16 protein-coding genes are annotated in these 17,459 nt (G+C 66.0%); 10 read left to right on the forward strand and 6 right to left on the reverse strand.

Annotated elements, in window-relative coordinates; genetic code table 11:
• Positions 1-4: 4 nt before the first annotated feature.
• On the reverse strand, positions 5-292 hold the full coding sequence (locus tag FRZ44_RS02445; RefSeq protein ID WP_151175678.1) for a hypothetical protein: 288 nt from the start codon (positions 290-292) through the stop codon (positions 5-7).
• 387 nt (positions 293-679) lie between these two features.
• On the reverse strand, positions 680-1,699 hold the full coding sequence (locus FRZ44_RS02450) for an ABC transporter substrate-binding protein (protein ID WP_151175679.1): 1,020 nt from the start codon (positions 1,697-1,699) through the stop codon (positions 680-682).
• A 459-nt stretch (positions 1,700-2,158) separates the two neighbouring features.
• Here FRZ44_RS02450 and FRZ44_RS02455 point away from each other — a divergent pair, with 459 nt between their 5' ends.
• The 4 genes from FRZ44_RS02455 (at position 2,159) to FRZ44_RS02470 (ending at position 7,352) form a co-directional block, all read left to right on the forward strand.
• Complete coding sequence (locus FRZ44_RS02455; RefSeq protein WP_191908377.1) at positions 2,159-4,219, forward strand: hydantoinase/oxoprolinase family protein; 2,061 nt, start codon at positions 2,159-2,161, stop codon at positions 4,217-4,219.
• Positions 4,220-4,337: 118 nt separating this feature from the next.
• Positions 4,338-6,014, forward strand: a complete 1,677-nt coding sequence (locus FRZ44_RS02460) for a hydantoinase B/oxoprolinase family protein (RefSeq protein ID WP_151175681.1) — start codon at positions 4,338-4,340, stop codon at positions 6,012-6,014.
• A 496-nt stretch (positions 6,015-6,510) separates the two neighbouring features.
• Positions 6,511-6,936, forward strand: coding sequence for an Hsp20/alpha crystallin family protein (locus FRZ44_RS02465; RefSeq protein ID WP_151175682.1), 426 nt, complete (start codon positions 6,511-6,513; stop codon positions 6,934-6,936).
• A 17-nt stretch (positions 6,937-6,953) separates the two neighbouring features.
• Entirely contained in the window at positions 6,954-7,352 is a 399-nt protein-coding gene (locus tag FRZ44_RS02470) for an Hsp20/alpha crystallin family protein (protein ID WP_151175683.1), read from the forward strand.
• Between the two features lie 304 nt (positions 7,353-7,656).
• Here the strand turns inward: FRZ44_RS02470 and FRZ44_RS02475 are convergent, their stop codons facing one another.
• Genes FRZ44_RS02475 through FRZ44_RS02485 form a run of 3 tightly spaced genes read right to left on the reverse strand, consistent with a single transcriptional unit; the run spans position 7,657 to position 10,474 of the window.
• A complete protein-coding gene (locus FRZ44_RS02475; RefSeq protein WP_151175684.1) occupies positions 7,657-8,577 on the reverse strand; it encodes an ADP-ribosylglycohydrolase family protein in 921 nt (306 codons plus the stop codon).
• Between the two features lie 17 nt (positions 8,578-8,594).
• Positions 8,595-9,473 carry a nitrilase-related carbon-nitrogen hydrolase gene (locus FRZ44_RS02480; protein ID WP_151175685.1) on the reverse strand — a complete coding sequence of 293 codons (879 nt, stop codon included), beginning with the start codon at positions 9,471-9,473 and terminating at the stop codon, positions 8,595-8,597.
• 2 nt (positions 9,474-9,475) lie between these two features.
• On the reverse strand, positions 9,476-10,474 hold the full coding sequence (locus FRZ44_RS02485; RefSeq protein WP_151175686.1) for a LysR substrate-binding domain-containing protein: 999 nt from the start codon (positions 10,472-10,474) through the stop codon (positions 9,476-9,478).
• Positions 10,475-10,585: 111 nt separating this feature from the next.
• Here FRZ44_RS02485 and FRZ44_RS02490 point away from each other — a divergent pair, with 111 nt between their 5' ends.
• From FRZ44_RS02490 to FRZ44_RS02515, 6 genes are all read left to right on the forward strand, one after another.
• Complete coding sequence (locus tag FRZ44_RS02490; RefSeq protein WP_151175687.1) at positions 10,586-11,599, forward strand: agmatine deiminase family protein; 1,014 nt, start codon at positions 10,586-10,588, stop codon at positions 11,597-11,599.
• A gap of 395 nt (positions 11,600-11,994) precedes the next feature.
• The gene (locus tag FRZ44_RS02495; RefSeq protein ID WP_225308517.1) at positions 11,995-13,470 is read left to right on the forward strand and encodes a DUF4139 domain-containing protein; all 1,476 of its coding nucleotides are present in this window, start codon (positions 11,995-11,997) and stop codon (positions 13,468-13,470) included.
• A gap of 332 nt (positions 13,471-13,802) precedes the next feature.
• The gene (locus tag FRZ44_RS02500) at positions 13,803-14,180 is read left to right on the forward strand and encodes a hypothetical protein (protein ID WP_151175688.1); all 378 of its coding nucleotides are present in this window, start codon (positions 13,803-13,805) and stop codon (positions 14,178-14,180) included.
• Between the two features lie 391 nt (positions 14,181-14,571).
• Positions 14,572-15,066 (forward strand): response regulator transcription factor, encoded by a 495-nt coding sequence (locus FRZ44_RS02505; protein WP_191908378.1) that lies wholly within the window; start codon positions 14,572-14,574, stop codon positions 15,064-15,066.
• A 214-nt stretch (positions 15,067-15,280) separates the two neighbouring features.
• Positions 15,281-15,481, forward strand: a complete 201-nt coding sequence (locus tag FRZ44_RS02510) for a CsbD family protein (RefSeq protein WP_151175690.1) — start codon at positions 15,281-15,283, stop codon at positions 15,479-15,481.
• A gap of 156 nt (positions 15,482-15,637) precedes the next feature.
• Positions 15,638-15,805: a DUF3309 family protein gene (locus tag FRZ44_RS02515; protein ID WP_151175691.1), complete on the forward strand. Its 168-nt coding sequence runs from the start codon at positions 15,638-15,640 to the stop codon at positions 15,803-15,805.
• A gap of 110 nt (positions 15,806-15,915) precedes the next feature.
• On the opposite strand, the gene FRZ44_RS02520 is transcribed toward FRZ44_RS02515, so the two are convergent.
• On the reverse strand, positions 15,916-17,436 hold the full coding sequence (locus FRZ44_RS02520; RefSeq protein WP_151175692.1) for a UxaA family hydrolase: 1,521 nt from the start codon (positions 17,434-17,436) through the stop codon (positions 15,916-15,918).
• Positions 17,437-17,459 lie beyond the last annotated feature (23 nt).

The raw sequence follows: 17,459 nt of genomic DNA on the forward strand, positions 1-17,459 counted from the left end.
CGCGTCATGTTGTAATCCGATTGGGATTGATAATGCGCAGCCCTTGAAACCAAGGACAGTCGATGATTTTAAGATTGAAGGGCACGGCGCCCGACTCCACTCCATCAAGGCATTGAGTCGCTACAGAATCAGCAATAGACAGGGATCTGTTGACAATACTGTCCTTGCCTACGTCGCCACTGGCATATACCAACGTAACCATGGTGGGTAGAAACTCAGCGCCGTCGATGGGTTTCTTTCTTTGGTTGTAGGCATCGATATTCCCCAAGTCGGAATCAACGACCATGCCCACTCGGTCGGAATCGTTCGTGATCCCAAACTTCTTCAAATGTTCAAGCGCAGCTAACCAACCGAAGTTTTCTGGTTTGGATTTGATCTCGACGTATTCGAGGCAAAACGGGATATTGTGCTGCCAGTGGGGAGTGAGGCCTTGCTTTTCTGGGACCCATACCGATTGTGACGTGAGCCCCGTTTCTCATCCAGCGATTGGTAGAGTCTCGCTGTGAGTTGAGCCCATCTGGGCGGGTGGGGCAACGGCCATGGGCGCGGGGCTTGCACCTTTTGCTCATGCGCGCCCCCTGCCGGGCAGCGAGCTTACCGGTATGTTCGTCCCGCGCGGCAACCGGCGCGGCTATCGGGATGGGCACGCGGGACGACGACCCCGGGCCGGACCGCTCCGCTACTCCACCTTTTCCACGACCTGCAAAAACGCCGCCGGCGGATAGAGGTTGAGCTTCTTCGCCACCTTCATGTTCACCAGATAGGCGAAATGGTCGATCGCCAGCACCGGCAGGTTGCCGGGCTTGGCGCCCTTGAGCAGCTTGACCGCTTGCTCGCCGGCGAGCTTGCCGACGTCGTAGTCGCGCGCCGTGACCGACATCAGGGCCTGGCTGTGCGTCACCGGATGCGGGTCGGGGCTCAGGACCGCCAGGCCGTTCTGGACCGCGGCGCTGGTGAAGGCGTCCTGGTTCTTCTGGAGGAACGGGCTCGGCCCCAGATAGACCCACTGCACGCCGGCGGCCTTGAGCGCCGCCATCTTGGGCGCGATCGATGCCACTGTGGGAGCGCCGCTGGCGTCGAGATCGAGCGGCAGGGCGTCGAGCTTGAATTTGAGGTCGTCGGCGAGGGCCTTCACCTCGTCGACCTTGATGATCGAGTTGGGCGCGGAGGGATCGTACAGCATGCCCAGATGATCGAAGCCCGGCATGTAGCGACGGATCGACTTGATGCTGACCGATTCGGGCGTCTGGTTGCGGGTGCCCGTGACGTTGGGGCGGCCGGTCCAGTCGTAGCTCTGGATGATCCGGGTGCCGATCGGATCGGGAACGGCGGTGAAGACCACCGGGATGTTGTTGAGAAAGTCCGGGTCGTCCTGTTCGGCGATCGTGCCGACCATGCCGAGCGTCACCTTGGTGCCCCAGGTCACGACGGCGTCGACCTTCCGGGCGCGCGCCTCCTGCACGAAGCCGGCGAGCTTGTCTCTATCCTGGGCCGCGTCGCGCAGGATGACCTCGGCGTCGATGTTGTTCCCGGCGATGGCGTCCCTGACGCCCTTGCAGACATCCTCGCAGCCGCTCCAGGTCACCATCATGACGGTCTTGTGCGCGGCCTGGGCCGGCGCGGGCCCGATGGCGATCCCGGCCCCCAAGCCCAGCGCCAGCAGCGCCGCGGCGCCCATCTTTTGCCAATCCCGCTTCATGCTTTTCTCCCTCCGAACGCCAATCTTCCAGGGCGGGGCGTGCCACGGATCGTGAATCGCGCGGCCCCGCCGCGCCGCCGCCGCGCGCGATGACGCGCACCGCGCCCCTATGGCGGGGCACCGGGATTCTCGAAAGATCTCCCTCGCCACCGATGATGGCGACGAAATAGATCATCGGCAACCGCCCGGACCTGAGCATTCCTTCACCTCGCTCCGTCCGGCGGCCGGAGAGGAAGGAAGATTCTCTTCGATCTCGTTCCCTTTGCGGGTGCGGATCGAGGAAGGGGCAACGCCGGCTCCCCTTCGGCCCTGAGTCGCTGGCGCATCCCCTTGCCTGACCGTCACCCTCGAGGGGGGAGGGGATCGTGGGGAAGAATGAAATACCCCTTGCGGGTGAGGGCCGGTGTCACCATTCGGCCCCCTGGCCCCGATGCCGCAGCTTCTCTAGATTACCCCGTCATGCGCTACCTTGCAGCCGATGTGGGCGGAACATTCACCGATCTGGTGCTGGTTGACGGCTCGGCCGCCAGCCCCCGGGTCTTCATCGATAAGGTCCCCAGCCAGGCGACCGGCTCGGCGCTCGGCGTGCGCGAGGGCATCCAGCGGCTCTCGGCCAAGGCCGGCATCGCGGCCGGCGATATCGACCTCTTCGTCCATGGCTTCACGGTCGGCACCAACGCCTTCCTGACCCGCTCCGGGGCCAAGGCGGCGCTGGTGGTGACGCAGGGGTTCCGCGACCTGCTGCTGATCGGCAACCAGATGCGCCCCGATCTCTATTCGCTGACCGCGCGGAAGCCGGCGCCGGTGGTGCCGCGCTCGCTGACGGTCGAGGCGGTCGAGCGCGTGGACGCCTTCGGCCAGGTGGTGACGGCGCTGACCTCAGCGGAGATCGAGCGGGTCGCGGCGGCCGTGGTGGCGCTCAAGCCCGAGGCGGTCGCGATCTGCCTCGCCTTCGCGCATCTCAATCCCGCCCATGAGACCAAACTGGCCGAGGCGATCCAGGCGAAGCTGCCGGGCGTCCCGGTCTATCTCTCGGCCAAGGTCAATCCGCAGATCGAGGAATATCCGCGCGCCAACACCACGGCGGTCGCGGCCTATGCCGGCCCGGTGATCGACCGCTATATCGGCCGGCTCGAAACTAACCTGAAAGAGGTCGGCCTCGGCGGCCCCTTGCGCCTCATGCGCTCGGATGGCGGCGTCGCCACGCCGCGCGCGGCGCGCGACAACCCCGCCCATATGCTGCTCTCCGGCCCCGCCGGCGGCGTCATCGCCGGCGCCGACCTGGCGAAGGCGCTCGATGTCAAAGGCATGGTGACCTTCGACATGGGCGGCACCTCGGCCGACTTCTCGGTCATCGTCGACGGCGTGCCGACCATGGTGCGCGAGCGCGAGATCGACGGCCAGCCGCTGCGGCTGCCCACCATCGACATCGAGACCATCTCGGCCGGCGGCGGCTCGATCGCGCGGGTCGATATCGGCGGCGCCTTGCGCGTCGGCCCGAAGTCCGCGGGCGCCGTGCCGGGGCCGGCCTGTTACGGCCAGGGCGGCACCGACGCCACCGTGACCGATGCCGGCGTGGTGATGGGGCTGCTCGATCCCAACGAGTATCTCGGCGGCGAGATGCGCCTCGACCCCGATCTCGCGGCCAAGGCGGTCGAGCGCTCGGTCGCGACGCCGCTGGGCCTGGGGCTCGAGGAAGCGGCCTTCGGCATCATCTCGGTCGCCAACGCCAACATGATCCAGGCGATCCGGTCGCTGTCGGTCGAGCGCGGCCATGACGTGCGCGGCTTCGCCATTCTGGCCTTCGGCGGCGCCGGCCCGCTCTATGCGCCCTATATGGCGCGCGATCTCGGCATGGCCGAGGTGATCGCGCCGCGCAATCCGGGCGTGTTCGCGGCGCAAGGGCTGCTCCTCACCGACATCCGCCATGCGGCCCAGGCGCCGTTCCAGCGCAACATCGCCCGGCTCAAGCCCGACGAGATCGGCCCGCAACTCACCCGTCTCAAGGCCGAGCTCGATCACGAGCTCGAGGCCGACGGCGTGCCGACGACCGAGCGTTATTTCCATTTCGCCGCCGACATGCGCTGCGTCGGGCAGTTCCATCTGCTCACCATTCCGCTGTCGCAGCCCAACGGTTCCGGATGGTGGGACGGCGCCAGGGTCGCGGCCGAGTTCCATGCCGCGCATGAGCGCTCCTACGGCCATGCCGATCCGTCGGTGCCGGTCGAGATCGTCAATCTGCGCGTCGACGGCTTCGGCAAGATCCAGCGCCCGCCGCAGCCGCCCGAGCCCGCCTTCGTGTCGGGCGTCGCGCAGGCCGTCGGCTCGCGCCGCGTCTATTTCGACCGCCAGGGCTGGAGCGAGGCCAAGATCTATCGCCGCGATCTGCTGAAGCCGGGCCAGGAGATTCCGGGGCCGGCGATCGTGATGCAGCGGGATTCGACCATCGTGGTGCTGCCGGGCCAGCGCGGGCGGGTGGACAAGCGCGCGGTGATCCGGATTGCTATTAAAGCGGAATGAACCCCAAGCGGTTCATGACCCTTTTGACCCCTCCCCCTACCCCCTCCCGCAAGGGGAGGGGGCGAGGATACACTGAGATGGCGAGTTCGCTCGCCGCCGAAGATCGAGGAACCGAGCCATGACCTTCCGTCCGCAGGGCAATATCGACCCCATCAGCCGCGACGTGTTCCAGCAGCAGCTCGTCGGCATCGCCGAGGAGATGTCGATGGCGCTGCGGCGCGCGGCGTTCTCCTCGATCATCTGGGACATGTACGACTATGCCTGCGGCCTGTTCACGCCCGAGGGCGAGATGATGGCGCAGGCGGAGACGATCCCGGCCCAGCTCGGCATCATGTCGACGGCGCTGCGCCATATGAAAGGGGCCTTTCCGCTGGAGCAGTGGAAGCCCGGCGACGTGCTGGTCTGCAACGATCCCTATAAGGGCTGCACCCACACGATGGACATCGTGCTGTTCAGCCCGATCTTCCTCGAGGGCAAGCTCATCGGCATCACCTCGACCATCGCGCATCACGTCGATATCGGTGGCAAGATCCCCGGCACCGAGGCCGCCGACAATGGCGAGATCTTCGCCGAAGGCCTGATCCTGCCGCCGCTGAAGCTGGTCGAGGCGGGCAAGCCCAACCAGGCGATCTTCGACATCGTCGCCGCCAATGTGCGCGACCCCGCCTCCTGCCAGGGCGACCTGCGCGCGCAGATCGCCGGCTGCCGCACGGGCGAGCGGCGCCTGGCCGAGCTCTTCAAGCGCTATGGCGTGGAAGAGGCGCGGGCACTGACCGGCGCCTGCCTCGATTATGCCGAGACCTACATGCGCCGCGTCATCGCCGCCATGCCGGACGGGCGCTATTCGGCGAGCGTCAAGATCGAGGACGACACCACCAGTGACGAGCCGCTGACGGTCGCGGTGACGGTCGAGGTCAAGGGCGACAAGCTCAAGGTGGATTTCACCGGCTCCAGCCCGCAGCGCGACAACGCGCTCAACTGCCCGACGGCCTCGACCCTGTCGATGACGAACTACGCGGTCAAATGCATCGTGGCGCCCGACATCGCGCAGAACGAGGGCTGCAACCGCCCGGTCGAGCTGCTGGCGCCCGAAGGCACCATGCTCAATCCGCGCCGGCCCGGGGCCGTCTCGGTGCGCCATCTGACGCAGCAGGCGGTGGCCGACGCGGTGCTGAAGGCGATGGCGCCGCTGGCCCCCGACCATGCCTCGGCCGGCTGCCAGATCAGCTTCCCGACCTTCTGTGCCGGCGGCTTCGACGACCGGCCCGAGCGGCGCGACGAGAACGGGGCCGCCCCCTATTACGTCATCTCCGACATCATCGGCGGCGGCATGGGCGGCTCGGCCAAGAGCGACGGGCTCGACGCGATCGACACCCATGGCGGCAATTGCGCGATCCTCTCGGCCGAGGTGATCGAGACGCTGAGCCCCTTGCGGATTCTGGAGACGTCCTTGGTGGCGGGCTCGGGCGGAACGGGCGAGCATCGCGGCGGCCTCGGCATCAGGCGCGACTACCAGTTCCTCTCCGGCCGCACCATCATGGGTGCCTATGTGCAGCAGACGCGCCCCGAGACGCAGCCCTGGGGCCTCGAGGGCGGCGGGCCCGGCGCGCCCGGGTCCATCTCGCTCAATCCCGGCAAGCCCAACGCGCGCCCGCTCAAGAGCAAGATCTACGGCCTCAAGCTCGAGAAGGGCGACGTGATGCGCTTCCAGGGGGCCGGCGGCGGCGGCTGGGGCGACCCGAAGAAGCGCGACGCCGCGGCGGTCGCCCGGGACAAGGCGGAAGGGTTCGCCTGAGTCTTTCACCGCCTCCCCCGCGGGAGCCGATAGGAGTGGCGCCTCGGGGCACCACGAGGCCACGGGGGCCGCTCTTTTCCGACTAAGATCATCAGGAATTCTGACTGAAATTTTCGCGCGCGGACCCTCTTGAAGGGCTGTCGCCGGAAAACCAACTCGAATTTCGCCGGGTGCCCATTCGGGATCCGGCACTGACCTGTAGGTTTCCATGTTGCTCGGAGGAGGACGTGGCAATGAAAATCGACCGCAGCCAGCCTTCGCTGGCGGCCTTATTGCAGGCCCGTCGGGCCCCCTGGCCCGCCTCGCAAATCCCATCGACACCCGCGCCCCGATCGGCCGACTCCGGCGGGCTCGACCGTGACTCTGCGCCCGGTCCCGACCGGCGCGATCTCATGCCGTCGCCGGCTCCGGTCTGGCCGCGGGTCTTCCCGGGCCTCTGACGCCGGCACCGGACTGAGCCCCGACAGTCGAACCGCTTCGCTCAGGAGAATCGATCATGGCATTGATGTTCTCGGATCCTTTCGACGCTTTGTTCCAGTTCCAGCAGGCGCTCGATTCGTTGCGCACCAGCCCCTGGCTCGAGCCGGGGCCCAGCGGCGGCGGCGCCTTTCCCCCGCTCAACGTCTTCCGGCAGGGCGACGACATCGTCATCGTCACCGAGCTGGCGGGTGTGCGCAGGGACGACATCAGCGTCGATGTGAAGAACCGCACCATCCGCATTGCCGGCACCAAGTCGGTCGATTATGGCGGGAAGGCGAGCCTGCATCGCCGCGAGCGGCTGGCCGGAAAGTTCGATCGCGCCATCAGCATCCCGGTGGAGGTCGATGCGGACCGGGTCAAGGCCGAGTACCGCGACGGCGTCCTGGCGCTGTTCCTGCCGCGCGCCGAGCAGGACAAACCCCGCTCCATCAAGATTTCCTGAGCCGAGAGGAGGCGATCATGGCCAATGAACCCAAGCTCCAGGTGCAGGAGAAGAAGGAGCTGGCCGCGAAAGGCGAGAAGACGGTGCCCGCGCGCTACTATGTGCCCGCGACCGACATCTATGAGACCGAAGAGGCTTTGACCGTGGTGATGGAAGTGCCGGGGGTCGAGCGGGAGGCTATCGACGTGAATATCGAGAACGATGTGCTCAAGGTCGAGGCGCGCATCGATTTCGCGAAGTATGAGGGACTCGAGCCGCTCTACACCGAATATAATGTCGGCCATTTCTCGCGCGCCTTCACCTTGTCGAACAAGATCGACCAGCAGCGCATCGGCGCCAACGTCGAGGACGGCGTGTTGACCTTGACGCTGCCGAAGGCGAAGGAGGCGCAGCCGCGACGGATCGAGATCAAGTGACGGGAGCGTCGCCCGTAGGACCTGGCGAAGAAGCCTGAAAGGACGGCGGCCAGGCCGGTGGAAGGCTTCGTGGAGGGAGACGGCTTCGCCGAATCTTTTGTGTGCGGACCCCTCCCCCTACCCCCTCCCGCAAGGGGAGGGGGCGTGGACTTTGGTTGTCCCGTCTGGCGGTTTCGTCCGAGGAAAGAGACGAGATGTAAAAAACGAACCAGCCCCCTCCCCTTGCGGGAGGGGGTAGGGGGAGGGGCATTCGCGAGTTGCGCGTCAGCGCACCGGCATCACCGCGGCGGCGGGCCCGCAGGCGTCAGGCCATCCCGCGTTCGAAGAGCGACGCTGCCAGGCCTTCGATATGCTCGCTCCAAGCCAAGCGATCGCGCCAAGGTTTCGGGATGCTGGCGACGCCCCATATCGCACCGGCAAGCTGGCCGGTGACCGCGGCCACCGTATCGGCATCATCGCCGAGATTCGCCGCCAGCAACACGGCCGATTTGAAATCTTCAGCTTGTGCCACAGCCCAAAGAGCCGCCTCTAACGTATGAACGACGTAGCCGGACGATCCGATCTGATCGCGCTCCTTCCGTTCCCATGATCCGGTGGCGATTGCCGATATCTCGGAACTCGGACCGAGGCTACGCCGGCGCAGAGCGTCCTTCTTGCCGGCCCCTCGAATGGCTTCAATCAGAAGCGTCGAGAAATATCCGCAGGCGTCCATGGCAGCCCGCGCCCCATGCGTGGTCGCGCTTTGGCGCCTTGCCGCGTTCTCCGCAGCGACGGGGTCTGCCCAAAAGAAGATCGAAATGGGCGCCAACCGCATTAGCGACCCGTTACCGGCGGCATGGGCATCGACCGACCCCGCAATCGGATCGCCATTATCCTCGAAGCGCGCAAGTGCGTCGCGCGTGGTTCCGCCGATATCGAAACAATCGCCTGTGCAGGAATTCTCACCGTAGCGCCACCATCTGATGAACCTCTGCATCAGATCCCGCTGATCGAGGGCACCGCAAGCCAACAGGGAATCTGCGAGGCAGAGCGCCATGCTCGTATCGTCGGTCCATTGTCCCGCCTGGAGGCGAAATGGTCCGCCACCCTCCATATCGATCAACGGGGGCCGACTATCGCGCCTGCTGAACTCGAGTGTCGTTCCGATGGCATCGCCGACAGCGAGGCCGACAAACGCACCGATGGCACGGTCCCGTGTGGAGTCGTGTCGCGCTTGCTCGGTCATTGCGTAGCGCGCCGTCATCACCGTGGCGGCGGGCCCACGGGCGTCTCCACTATCTGCCGGTACATCTCCGGCCGACGCGTGTGATAGACGCCCCAATAGTCTCGCGCGTCATAGGCCAGGTCGAGGTCGACGGTGCCGATGACGATCTCCTCCCGGGTGCGGGACGCGCTGGCGATCATGGCGCCGACATGATCCGTCAGGAACGAGCTGCCGTAGAAATCGATCGTGACGCCGTCGTCGGTCTCGCGGCCGGTGCGGTTCGCGGCCAGCACCGGCACCAGATTGGCGGCGGCATGGCCGCGCATCACCGTCTGCCACTGGTCGCGGCTGTCCCATTTGGAGTTGACCTCGCTGCCGATCGCGGTCGGATAGACCAGCAGCTCGGCCCCCATCAGCGCCATCATGCGCGCCTGCTCCGGGAACCACTGGTCCCAGCAGATGCCGACGCCGAGCTTGAGATGGCGCGTGGCCCAGACCTTGGGGCCTTCCTGGCTGGGCGCGAAGAAGGCGTTCTCGCGATAGCCCGGGAACTGCGGGATATGCGACTTGCGATAGCGCCCGAGCAGCGTGCCGTCGGCATCGACGACCGCGGTCGTGTTGAAGAGACCGTCCTCGGCCCGTTCATAGATCGAGACCGGCACCACCACGCCGCGCTCGCGCGCGAATTTCTGGAAGAGCGCGACGGTCGGATGGCCGGCCAGGGGCCGTGCCAGCTCGCGATATTTCGGATTGTCGGTCTTGCAGAAATAGGGCGCCTCGAACAGCTCCGAGGGCAGCACCAGCTGCGCGCCCCGGTCCGCCGCGCGATGGGCGAGATCGAGCACGCGCGCCACCGTCGCGGTCTGGTTCCAGTCATGGGTGGTCTGCAGGGCGGCGACGGTGAGCGGGCGCGGCATGGTCATTTCCCCTTTCGGGCAGCGGTTGCGGGCAGCACTTCGGCACGGTCGGCGAGCCAGGCGCGGGTGAGGAGAGCTTCCTCGTCCAGCCACTTCAGGAAGCGCTGGATATTGGGTTTGGCGGCGGCTTCGGCGTTCACCGTGACGCACCAATCCTGATCGGCCGCAATGGCGGCGGGGAGCGGCGTCACCAGCCGCCCGGCTTCGAGATCGCCCGCGGCCAGCAGAAGGCTGCCGAGCGCCACGCCCAGCCCTTCGACGGCCGCCTGCAGCAGCGCGCCGGAATCGCCGAAATTATAGCCCTGGGCCGGCACCGCCGCACGCGAACCCTGGGCCGCGAACCAGCGCGTCCAGTCCTCGCGGCGCTCGTCATGGAGCAGGGGCCGCGTCAAGAGATCGGCCGGCTGGCGCAGGGGCTTCGGCTTCTGCGCCAGCACCGGCGCGCAGACCGGCATCAGCAGATCGCCGAACAGGGAGCGCGTCTCGATGCCCTGCGTCTCGCGGCTATGGCCGGCCGCGGCCTGCGGCAGGATCGCCAGATGGATCTCGCCGCGCGCCATGTCGACCGGCTGATCAGTCGAGAACAGCCAGAGATCGAGCTCGGGATGGCGCGCCCTGAGCCGGGGCAGGCGCGGCAGGAGCCAGCGCTGGGCGAAGGGGCCTCGCGTATAGAGGATGAGCTGGTTGGGTTTGCGATATTGCTCGAGCCGCTTCAAGCCCAGCTCGAGCCGGTCGAAACAGTCGCGCAGCGTGATCTCGAGATCGCGGCCCGCATCGGTCAGGACCGCGTTGCGGTGAAGCCGGTTGAAGAGCGGCTGGCCCAGATGTTCCTCGAGCATGCGGATCTGGTGGCTCACCGCCGACTGCGTCATGCCGAGCTCGGTGCCGGCCTTGGAGAAGCTCCCCAGCCGGGCTGCGGTCGCGAAGGCGCCCAGCGCGCGCATCGAGGGCAAAGCGCGCAGCGAGGTCGAGGTCGCAGGGTCGGGGCGGGTCTTTCGCATGAGCGATTTCGATCAGAATGACGAAATTTTTCGGGCTGCTGCGGCGGTAACTGATTCAATATAATCAAGCACTGTATCGAAACTCAAGGCATCCCAGGGGAGTTCTCAGGCATGAGTAAATTGAATGACGTGCGGATGCCTGCGGAGTGGGAACCCCATCGCGGCTGCTTCATGGCCTGGCCGCGCAATGCCGAGGCCTGGGGCCGTTCGCTGCAGGAGGTCCGCCGCGATTATGGGGCGGTGGCCCAGGCCATCGCCCGTTTCGAGCCGCTGACCGTGATCGTCGATCCGGCGCAGGTCGCGGAAGCGCGCAACCAGCTCGGGTCCGGGATCGAGATCCTGGCGCTGCCCTTCGACGAGCCCTGGATGCGCGACATGGGACCGACCTTCACCAGGCGCGGCGACGGCGCCGTGGCGGCCGTGTCCTGGCGTTTCAACGGATGGGGTTGCTTTGCGCCGGTGTTCGACCAGGATGCACGGCTCGGCCGGCGTCTCGCCGCCAAGATCGGCGCGCCGCTGATCAGCTCGGCGCTCGCGGTCGAGGGCGGCGCGCTCCATGTCGACGGCGCCGGCACGCTGCTCACGACCGACACGGTGATCCTCAACAAGAACCGCAATCCCGGCATCACGCGCGAGGCGGCCGAGGCCGAGTTCGCGCGGGCCCTCGGCATCGCCAAGACCATCTGGCTGCCGGGCAATCCTTACGAGAAGGGCACCGACGGTCATATCGACGGCATCGCCTGCTTCGTGCGGCCGGGCGTGTTGCTGTTCGAGGAAAGCGCCTCGAGCCGGCCCGAGATGCGCGAGACGACCGAGCGCAACCGCCGGGCGCTCGACGGCCAGACCGATGCGGCCGGCCGGCCGCTCGAGATCCTCACCATCCGCGAGGCGCCCGACGGCCGCCACGGTGCCAAGGGCTGGGGCTACTCGACCTCCTACGTGAATTTCTACATCGCCAATGGCGGCGTCGTGATGCCGAGCTTCGGCCTGCCGAAGGAAGACGCCGTCGCCCGCGAGACCGTCGCCGCCGCCTTGCCCGACCGCGAGGTCGTGCAGGTCGACATCTCGACCCTGGCGGCAGCCGGCGGCGGGATCCATTGCATCACCCAGCAATGGCCGGCGTGAGGTAAAGCGGAGCGCTGATTTCCTTCAGCCCCTTCAAGGCCGGCTTCGCCGGCGAACTTAACGTACTGCGGGCGAAGCCCGCGGGCGGGAGGGGCGGCGAGCGTAGCGAGCGGGGAGGGGAGCTGGCGAGATCTCGACGCGGCACCCCTCCCCCTACCCCCTCCCGCAAGGGAAGGGGGTGAGTATATTTTCCTTCCTCCAACGCGCGTGACACGGCTCGCCGCGACTTCCCCACGCCCCGCGCCCTTAAAATCCCTTGCCCGCGCCCTCAATTGGCCTTATTGGCGCGCATTCTTGGCGGCCGTGGGTAATGGTTGCCGCTCCTGTCGCGAATCCGAGACGAAGGTGGTTCGTCCGGCCGCGATTTCCGGGACCGGCCTTTGGGGAGTTTCAAGATGAGCTTTCGCTCGAATTTGCTGCGCGCCTCGGCGCTGAAGCCGGTTGCTGCGCTGTCCTTGGCCATGGCCCTGCTGCTGGGTTCGGCGGCGATCCTGCCGGGTGTTGCGCGCGCCGAGGACATCGTTGCCGAGACGCCGATCTCGCTCAGCGACCAGACCGGCGTCGCCATCACGATCTACAACCAGGACCTGGCCCTGGTGCGCGACCAGCGCAAGATCGCGCTGACGGCCGGCCTCAACGACCTGGCCTTCGCCGATGTCAGCGCGCTGATGCGGCCCGAGACGGCGCTGTTGCGCGTCGACGGCGCCAAGGTCACGGTGCGCGAGCAGAATTTCAATTTCGACCTGCTGACGCCCGAGAAGCTGCTGGAGAAGTCGGTCGGCCGCAAGGTGCGCGTCATCACCACCAACTATGCCACCGGCGCGGAGACCACCGAGGACGCGATCGTGCTCAGCGCCTCGGGCGGCGTGGTGCTGAAGATCGGCGACCGGATCGAGACGACCTCGCCCGGCCGCATCGTGTTCGACGAGGTGCCGCCGAATTTGCGCGCGCGGCCCACCCTGGTGATCGACGCGAACAGCGACACCGCCGGCACCGCGACCGCCCAGCTCAGCTATCTGACGGGCGGCCTCAACTGGGCGGCCGATTACGTGGCCTCACTCAGCCCGGACGAGAAGAGCCTGGACATCGACGGCTGGGTCACGCTCACCAACCAGAGCGGCACCACCTATCGCGACGCCAAGCTGCAGCTCGTGGCGGGCGACGTGCATCGCGTCCAGGAAGCGATGATGAAGACGATGGACGCCGTGGCGGCGGCCCCGGCGCCGATGGCCGAGCAGGCCATGACCGAGCAATCGCTGTTCGAATATCACCTCTACACGCTGGGCCGCCCGACCACGATCGCCGAGAACCAGACCAAGCAGGTGGCGCTCCTGAGCGCCACCTCGGTGCCGGTCGACAAGGAGTTCCGCTTCACCAACCTCACGGCGCGCGGCTACACCTACGACATCGGCGACCAGGAGCGGGTCAACGCCACGGTCTATGTCAGCTTCGTGAACGACGACGCCTCGCATATGGGCATGCCGCTGCCCAAGGGCACGATCCGCGTCTACAAGGCCGACGGCGACGGCCAGGTGCAGTTCGTCGGCGAGGATGCGATCGACCATACGCCGAAGAACGAGGATGTGCGCCTCACCCTGGGCCAGGCCTTCGACGTGACGGCCCATGCGCGCCAGACCAAATACGAGAAGATCTCGGACTCCGTCTATGAGAGCGCCTACGAGGTCGAGTTCAAGAACGCGAAGAAGGAGCCGGTCACGGTGGTGCTGGTCGAGGATGTCCCCGGCACCTGGAAGATCCTCAGCGAGAGCGCCAAGCATGAGGAAGTGAACTCGAACCGCCTGCGCTGGGAGGTGACGGTCCCGGCGGAAGGCTCGACCAAGTTCAATTACGCGGTGCGCGTCAGGTACTAGGCGGTAAGCAGCGCCCTTAGCTACCCCTCCCCCTGCCCCCTCCCGCAAGGGGAGGGGCGTGAGTTCCTTCTGCTCCGTGCCGCTTCACGCTGCCGCCTTCGCATAGGAGGAGGTGGTTTGAGTTCTTTCTAGCCCCCTCCCCTTGCGGGAGGGGGTAGGGGGAGGGGTGCTGCGGACTCGTTGTCAGCGATCTCCCCTCCGCACGAATTCGTGAACCGACGTGAATCCACCGTCATATGCCGGCGTGGTCCCATCTTTCTTCCAACGGTAGCCCGTCGATCGGTCGGCGGGACTTCCGACTCATGCAAACGCAAGGGAGACAGGGAATGTCCATGAACCGCAGAATCGTGTTGTTCTTCTCCGCCGCCGCACTCGCCGCACCGCTGCTGTTCGCCGCGACCGTGAGCTTCGCCGACGACATGCTCACCGGCGATCAGATCAAGAGCACCGTTTCCAACATGACCGTCGAAGGCAAGATGAATGACGGCATGGCCTATTCCGAGTTCTATGGCGCCGACGGCACCATCAAGGGCAAGGACTACACCGGCAAATGGACGGTGGAAGGCAACGAGATGTGCTTCGTCTATGGCACCGACCCGAAGAAGTCCTGCTACGGAATCAAGAAGGCCGCGACCGGGATCCAGTGGGTCGAGGACGGCAAGGTCGAAGGCGACGGCATGGTGAGCCAGGGCAACATCCGGAATTATTGACCGGAGCGCCTGCGCGGTCATTCTACGGGGGCGTCCTCGCGAAAGCGGGGAACCTCTCCCAGCTTGTTCACGGCCTAAGAATGGGTTCCCGCCGGAGTTTACGCCTGGGCCGGCCTGGGGCCGGGCGCGGGCGCGCGGTGACGGATCGCTGAGTGGCCCCTCTGCCAGTACCGCGCGGTACCGTCGACGACCTCGCCACAATCGATTGTCATTTCCAACTGCATGCAGTGATGCATCCGCCTGCTGATGGCAATCATCGCGCGCGACGTCAGCCTGCAACAGAAGCGGGCGTTGCGGGGTTCTCGGGCGCGCTTGACTTGGATCAATGTCCAGCTTGGCGCCGCGTTGTTCCATCATATCCAAGCGGCAGGTCGAAGCTGAGGAAGCGCATATGGTCACTCGCTCCATGACGATCCATCCCAAGTTGGTGATCATCCCCGTCGATGCGGAGATGCGAGTGATGAGCGGGCGCGACCTGATGGAGCGGCTCACGACCACGGACGATCGGCACCCGGCAATCATGGTCACGGGGCATGGCGATCTGCCAATCACAGTCCACGTCACGAAGGCCAACGAAAAGCACCTTCCTGAAGAGGCTTTCAGCCATCAGGAGCTTCTGGCCAACGTCGAGCAAGCGCCTAGAGAGACGCCGGATGGGAATAATGGGGGCGTTGCGGACGACAAGATAGCGCCGCACTTCGGCGGTCTCACGGTGCGCCAGCGCGAGGTTCTGGGCCTGGTCCTCGCCGGCCAGCGCAACAAGGACATCGCCGCCATTCTCGGCATCAGTCAGCGCACGGTCGAGAATCACCGCGCCAGGATCATGAGGAAGACCGGCTCGAAGTCCTTGGCGGCCTTGGTCCGCCTTGCCCTCGAGGCAGCCTGAAGAGGCGCCGGTACTCGTAAGCTCTTCAGGCCAATTGATCGGCCGTGTCCAGGATTACCACTCATCATGTAGATGCGGTGGCGGTCGCGCCATTGACTTAAGTTAGTGTCGCTCGCAAGGCTTTCTTGTAGGAGATCAAGATTGAGGGCGACCCGGAGGACGATCGGTTGCATAGGGCGCGCATGCCCGATCGTCGCGTTCAAGGAGACCCATCATGAACTGGGATCAGGTTGAAGGAAACTGGAAGGAAGTCCGCGGCAAAGTTCAGGCCCAATGGGGCAAGCTGACAAATGATGATCTTGATGTGATCAAAGGCCGGCGTACCGAGCTCGAAGGCCGCCTCCAGAAACATTACGGCTATGCCAAGGACAAGGCGAAGGCCGAAGTTGATGCCTGGCTCGGCAAGCTCAAATAGCAACCAGGAGTCTGACGTCGGGAAGCCGCCGTCGCGGGCGGCTTCCAATTGCGGCGGAGTGCAGATGGTCCCGAGTTCAAGTCACGGGCAGTGAGCCGCGGCTCATCGGTCGGACTGGCCGAGTGCTTCGGGAGGGTCGGCAAGCAAAGGTGAAACGTGAGTACAATCCTCATCATTATCGTACTGATCGTGCTGCTCGGCGGTGGCGGCGGGTATTATGGGTACAGCCGTTATGGCGGAGCCGGGTTGGGCGGCGTACTCGGCTTGGTGTTGATTATCCTTCTCGTGCTCTGGCTTCTGGGCGGACTGCATATGAGTCCCTGAGTCGGATGGCGGGCGGCCGGCTCCAGATCCGTTCCTAAAGACGAACCACCGGCGGAGGCCCGTTGCGGCCCGGGGTGTCCACCGTCAGCGATCTTTCTGACAAGCTCTCGTCAGTATGTCGCCCCGTAATTCCACGGGACGAATTCCTCGTCGCCATAGCCGAGCTCCTCGCTGCGGGTCTTCTGGCCCGAGGCGGTACGGAGCATGAGGTCGAAGATGCGCTCGCCCATCTCGTCCATCGAGGCGGTGCCGTCGACGATCTCGCCGCAATTGATGTCCATGTCACCCTTCATGCGCTGATACATGGGCGTGTTGGTCGCGAGCTTGAGGCTGGGGGCGGGCTTGCAGCCGAAGCAGGAGCCGCGCCCCGTGGTGAAGCAGACGAGGTTGGCGCCGGCCGCCACTTGTCCCGTGGCCGAGACCGGATCGTAGCCCGGCGAATCCATGAAGACGGCGCCCTTGGCCGTGATCGGCTCGGCATAGCGATAGACAGCGGTCAGGGGCGAGCTGCCGCTCTTGGCGACCGCGCCCAGCGATTTCTCGAGAATGGTGGTGATGCCGCCGGCCTTGTTGCCGGGAGAGGGATTGTTGTCGAGGCTGCCATTGTCGTGGCTCGCATGCTCTTCCCACCAGCGGATCAGCTCGATCAGCTTCTCGCCTACGGCCGCGTCCGTCACGCGCGCGAGCAGCAGGCTCTCGGCGCCATAGATCTCCGGCGTCTCGCTCAGGATCCCGGTGCCGCCCGCGGCCGCCAGCAGATCGACCGCCTTGCCCAGCGCCGGATTGGCCGTCAGCGCCGAGAAGCCGTCGGAGCCGCCGCACTGAAGTCCCACGACCAGATTTTCGGCACCGACCGGCTCGCGCTTCGCGGCCGCGGCCGGCTCGATCATGGTTTTCAGCGCGTCGATCGCCGCGCGCACGGTGGCCTCGGTGCCGCCTTCCTCCTGGATGATGAGGGGTTTCAGCCGCTCGCTGGCATGCAGGCCCGCCTTCGCCATGAAGTCATGGACCTGGTTGTCCTCGCAGCCCAGCGCCACGACGAGCACGCCGGCGAAATTCGGATGATGCGCGTAACCTGCCAGCGTGCGGCGCAGCAGCGCGATGTTGGGGCCGTCCCCGCGCGCCCCGCAGCCCTGGTGATGCGTCAAGGAGGCGATGCCGTCGATCATCGGCAGGCCCGAGAGATCAACCTCGCGCCGAAAGCGCTCGGCGATCAGCCGCGCCACCGTGGCCGAGCAATTGACCGTCGTCAGCACGCCCAGATAGTTGCGCGTACCGACACGGCCATCCTCGCGCTTGAAGCCTTCGAACCCGACGGAGCGGTTGGCGGGCTTGGGCGCGGGCGCGGCGCCGCCGAGGCGCCAGTTCACCCGCATCGTCTGGAATTCGAGATTGTGGGTGTGGATATGCGTGCCGGCCGCGATCGGCCGGGTCGCGACGCCGATCGGAATCCCGAACTTCATCACCGGCTCGCCCACGGCAATGGCGCGCCGCGCCAGCTTATGGCCGCGCGGAATGGTCTCGCCCACCGTCAGCCCGTCGCCGACAGCCGTGCCCGCCGGCAGATCGGCGAGCGCCACCAGCACCGAATCCTGCTCGTTGAGTTTCAGCCAATCCTGCTTCGCCGCCACGCCAATGCCTCCATAGGGGACCG

Source organism: Hypericibacter terrae (genome assembly GCF_008728855.1).
Lineage (GTDB): Bacteria > Pseudomonadota > Alphaproteobacteria > Dongiales > Dongiaceae > Hypericibacter > Hypericibacter terrae.

What these genes read in the sequence shown, in the direction of transcription:
- FRZ44_RS02460 (WP_151175681.1), top strand. Translation starts at nt 4,338, where the DNA reads ATGACCTTCCGTCCGCAGGGCAATATCGACCCCATCAGCCGCGACGTG.
- FRZ44_RS02510 (WP_151175690.1), top strand. Translation starts at nt 15,281, where the DNA reads ATGAACTGGGATCAGGTTGAAGGAAACTGGAAGGAAGTCCGCGGCAAA.
- FRZ44_RS02450 (WP_151175679.1), bottom strand. Translation starts at nt 1,699, where the DNA reads ATGAAGCGGGATTGGCAAAAGATGGGCGCCGCGGCGCTGCTGGCGCTG.
- FRZ44_RS02505 (WP_191908378.1), top strand. Translation starts at nt 14,572, where the DNA reads ATGGTCACTCGCTCCATGACGATCCATCCCAAGTTGGTGATCATCCCC.
- FRZ44_RS02470 (WP_151175683.1), top strand. Translation starts at nt 6,954, where the DNA reads ATGGCCAATGAACCCAAGCTCCAGGTGCAGGAGAAGAAGGAGCTGGCC.
- FRZ44_RS02500 (WP_151175688.1), top strand. Translation starts at nt 13,803, where the DNA reads ATGAACCGCAGAATCGTGTTGTTCTTCTCCGCCGCCGCACTCGCCGCA.
- FRZ44_RS02495 (WP_225308517.1), top strand. Translation starts at nt 11,995, where the DNA reads ATGAGCTTTCGCTCGAATTTGCTGCGCGCCTCGGCGCTGAAGCCGGTT.
- FRZ44_RS02480 (WP_151175685.1), bottom strand. Translation starts at nt 9,473, where the DNA reads ATGCCGCGCCCGCTCACCGTCGCCGCCCTGCAGACCACCCATGACTGG.
- FRZ44_RS02490 (WP_151175687.1), top strand. Translation starts at nt 10,586, where the DNA reads ATGAGTAAATTGAATGACGTGCGGATGCCTGCGGAGTGGGAACCCCAT.
- FRZ44_RS02485 (WP_151175686.1), bottom strand. Translation starts at nt 10,474, where the DNA reads ATGCGAAAGACCCGCCCCGACCCTGCGACCTCGACCTCGCTGCGCGCT.
- FRZ44_RS02455 (WP_191908377.1), top strand. Translation starts at nt 2,159, where the DNA reads ATGCGCTACCTTGCAGCCGATGTGGGCGGAACATTCACCGATCTGGTG.
- FRZ44_RS02475 (WP_151175684.1), bottom strand. Translation starts at nt 8,577, where the DNA reads ATGACCGAGCAAGCGCGACACGACTCCACACGGGACCGTGCCATCGGT.
- FRZ44_RS02465 (WP_151175682.1), top strand. Translation starts at nt 6,511, where the DNA reads ATGGCATTGATGTTCTCGGATCCTTTCGACGCTTTGTTCCAGTTCCAG.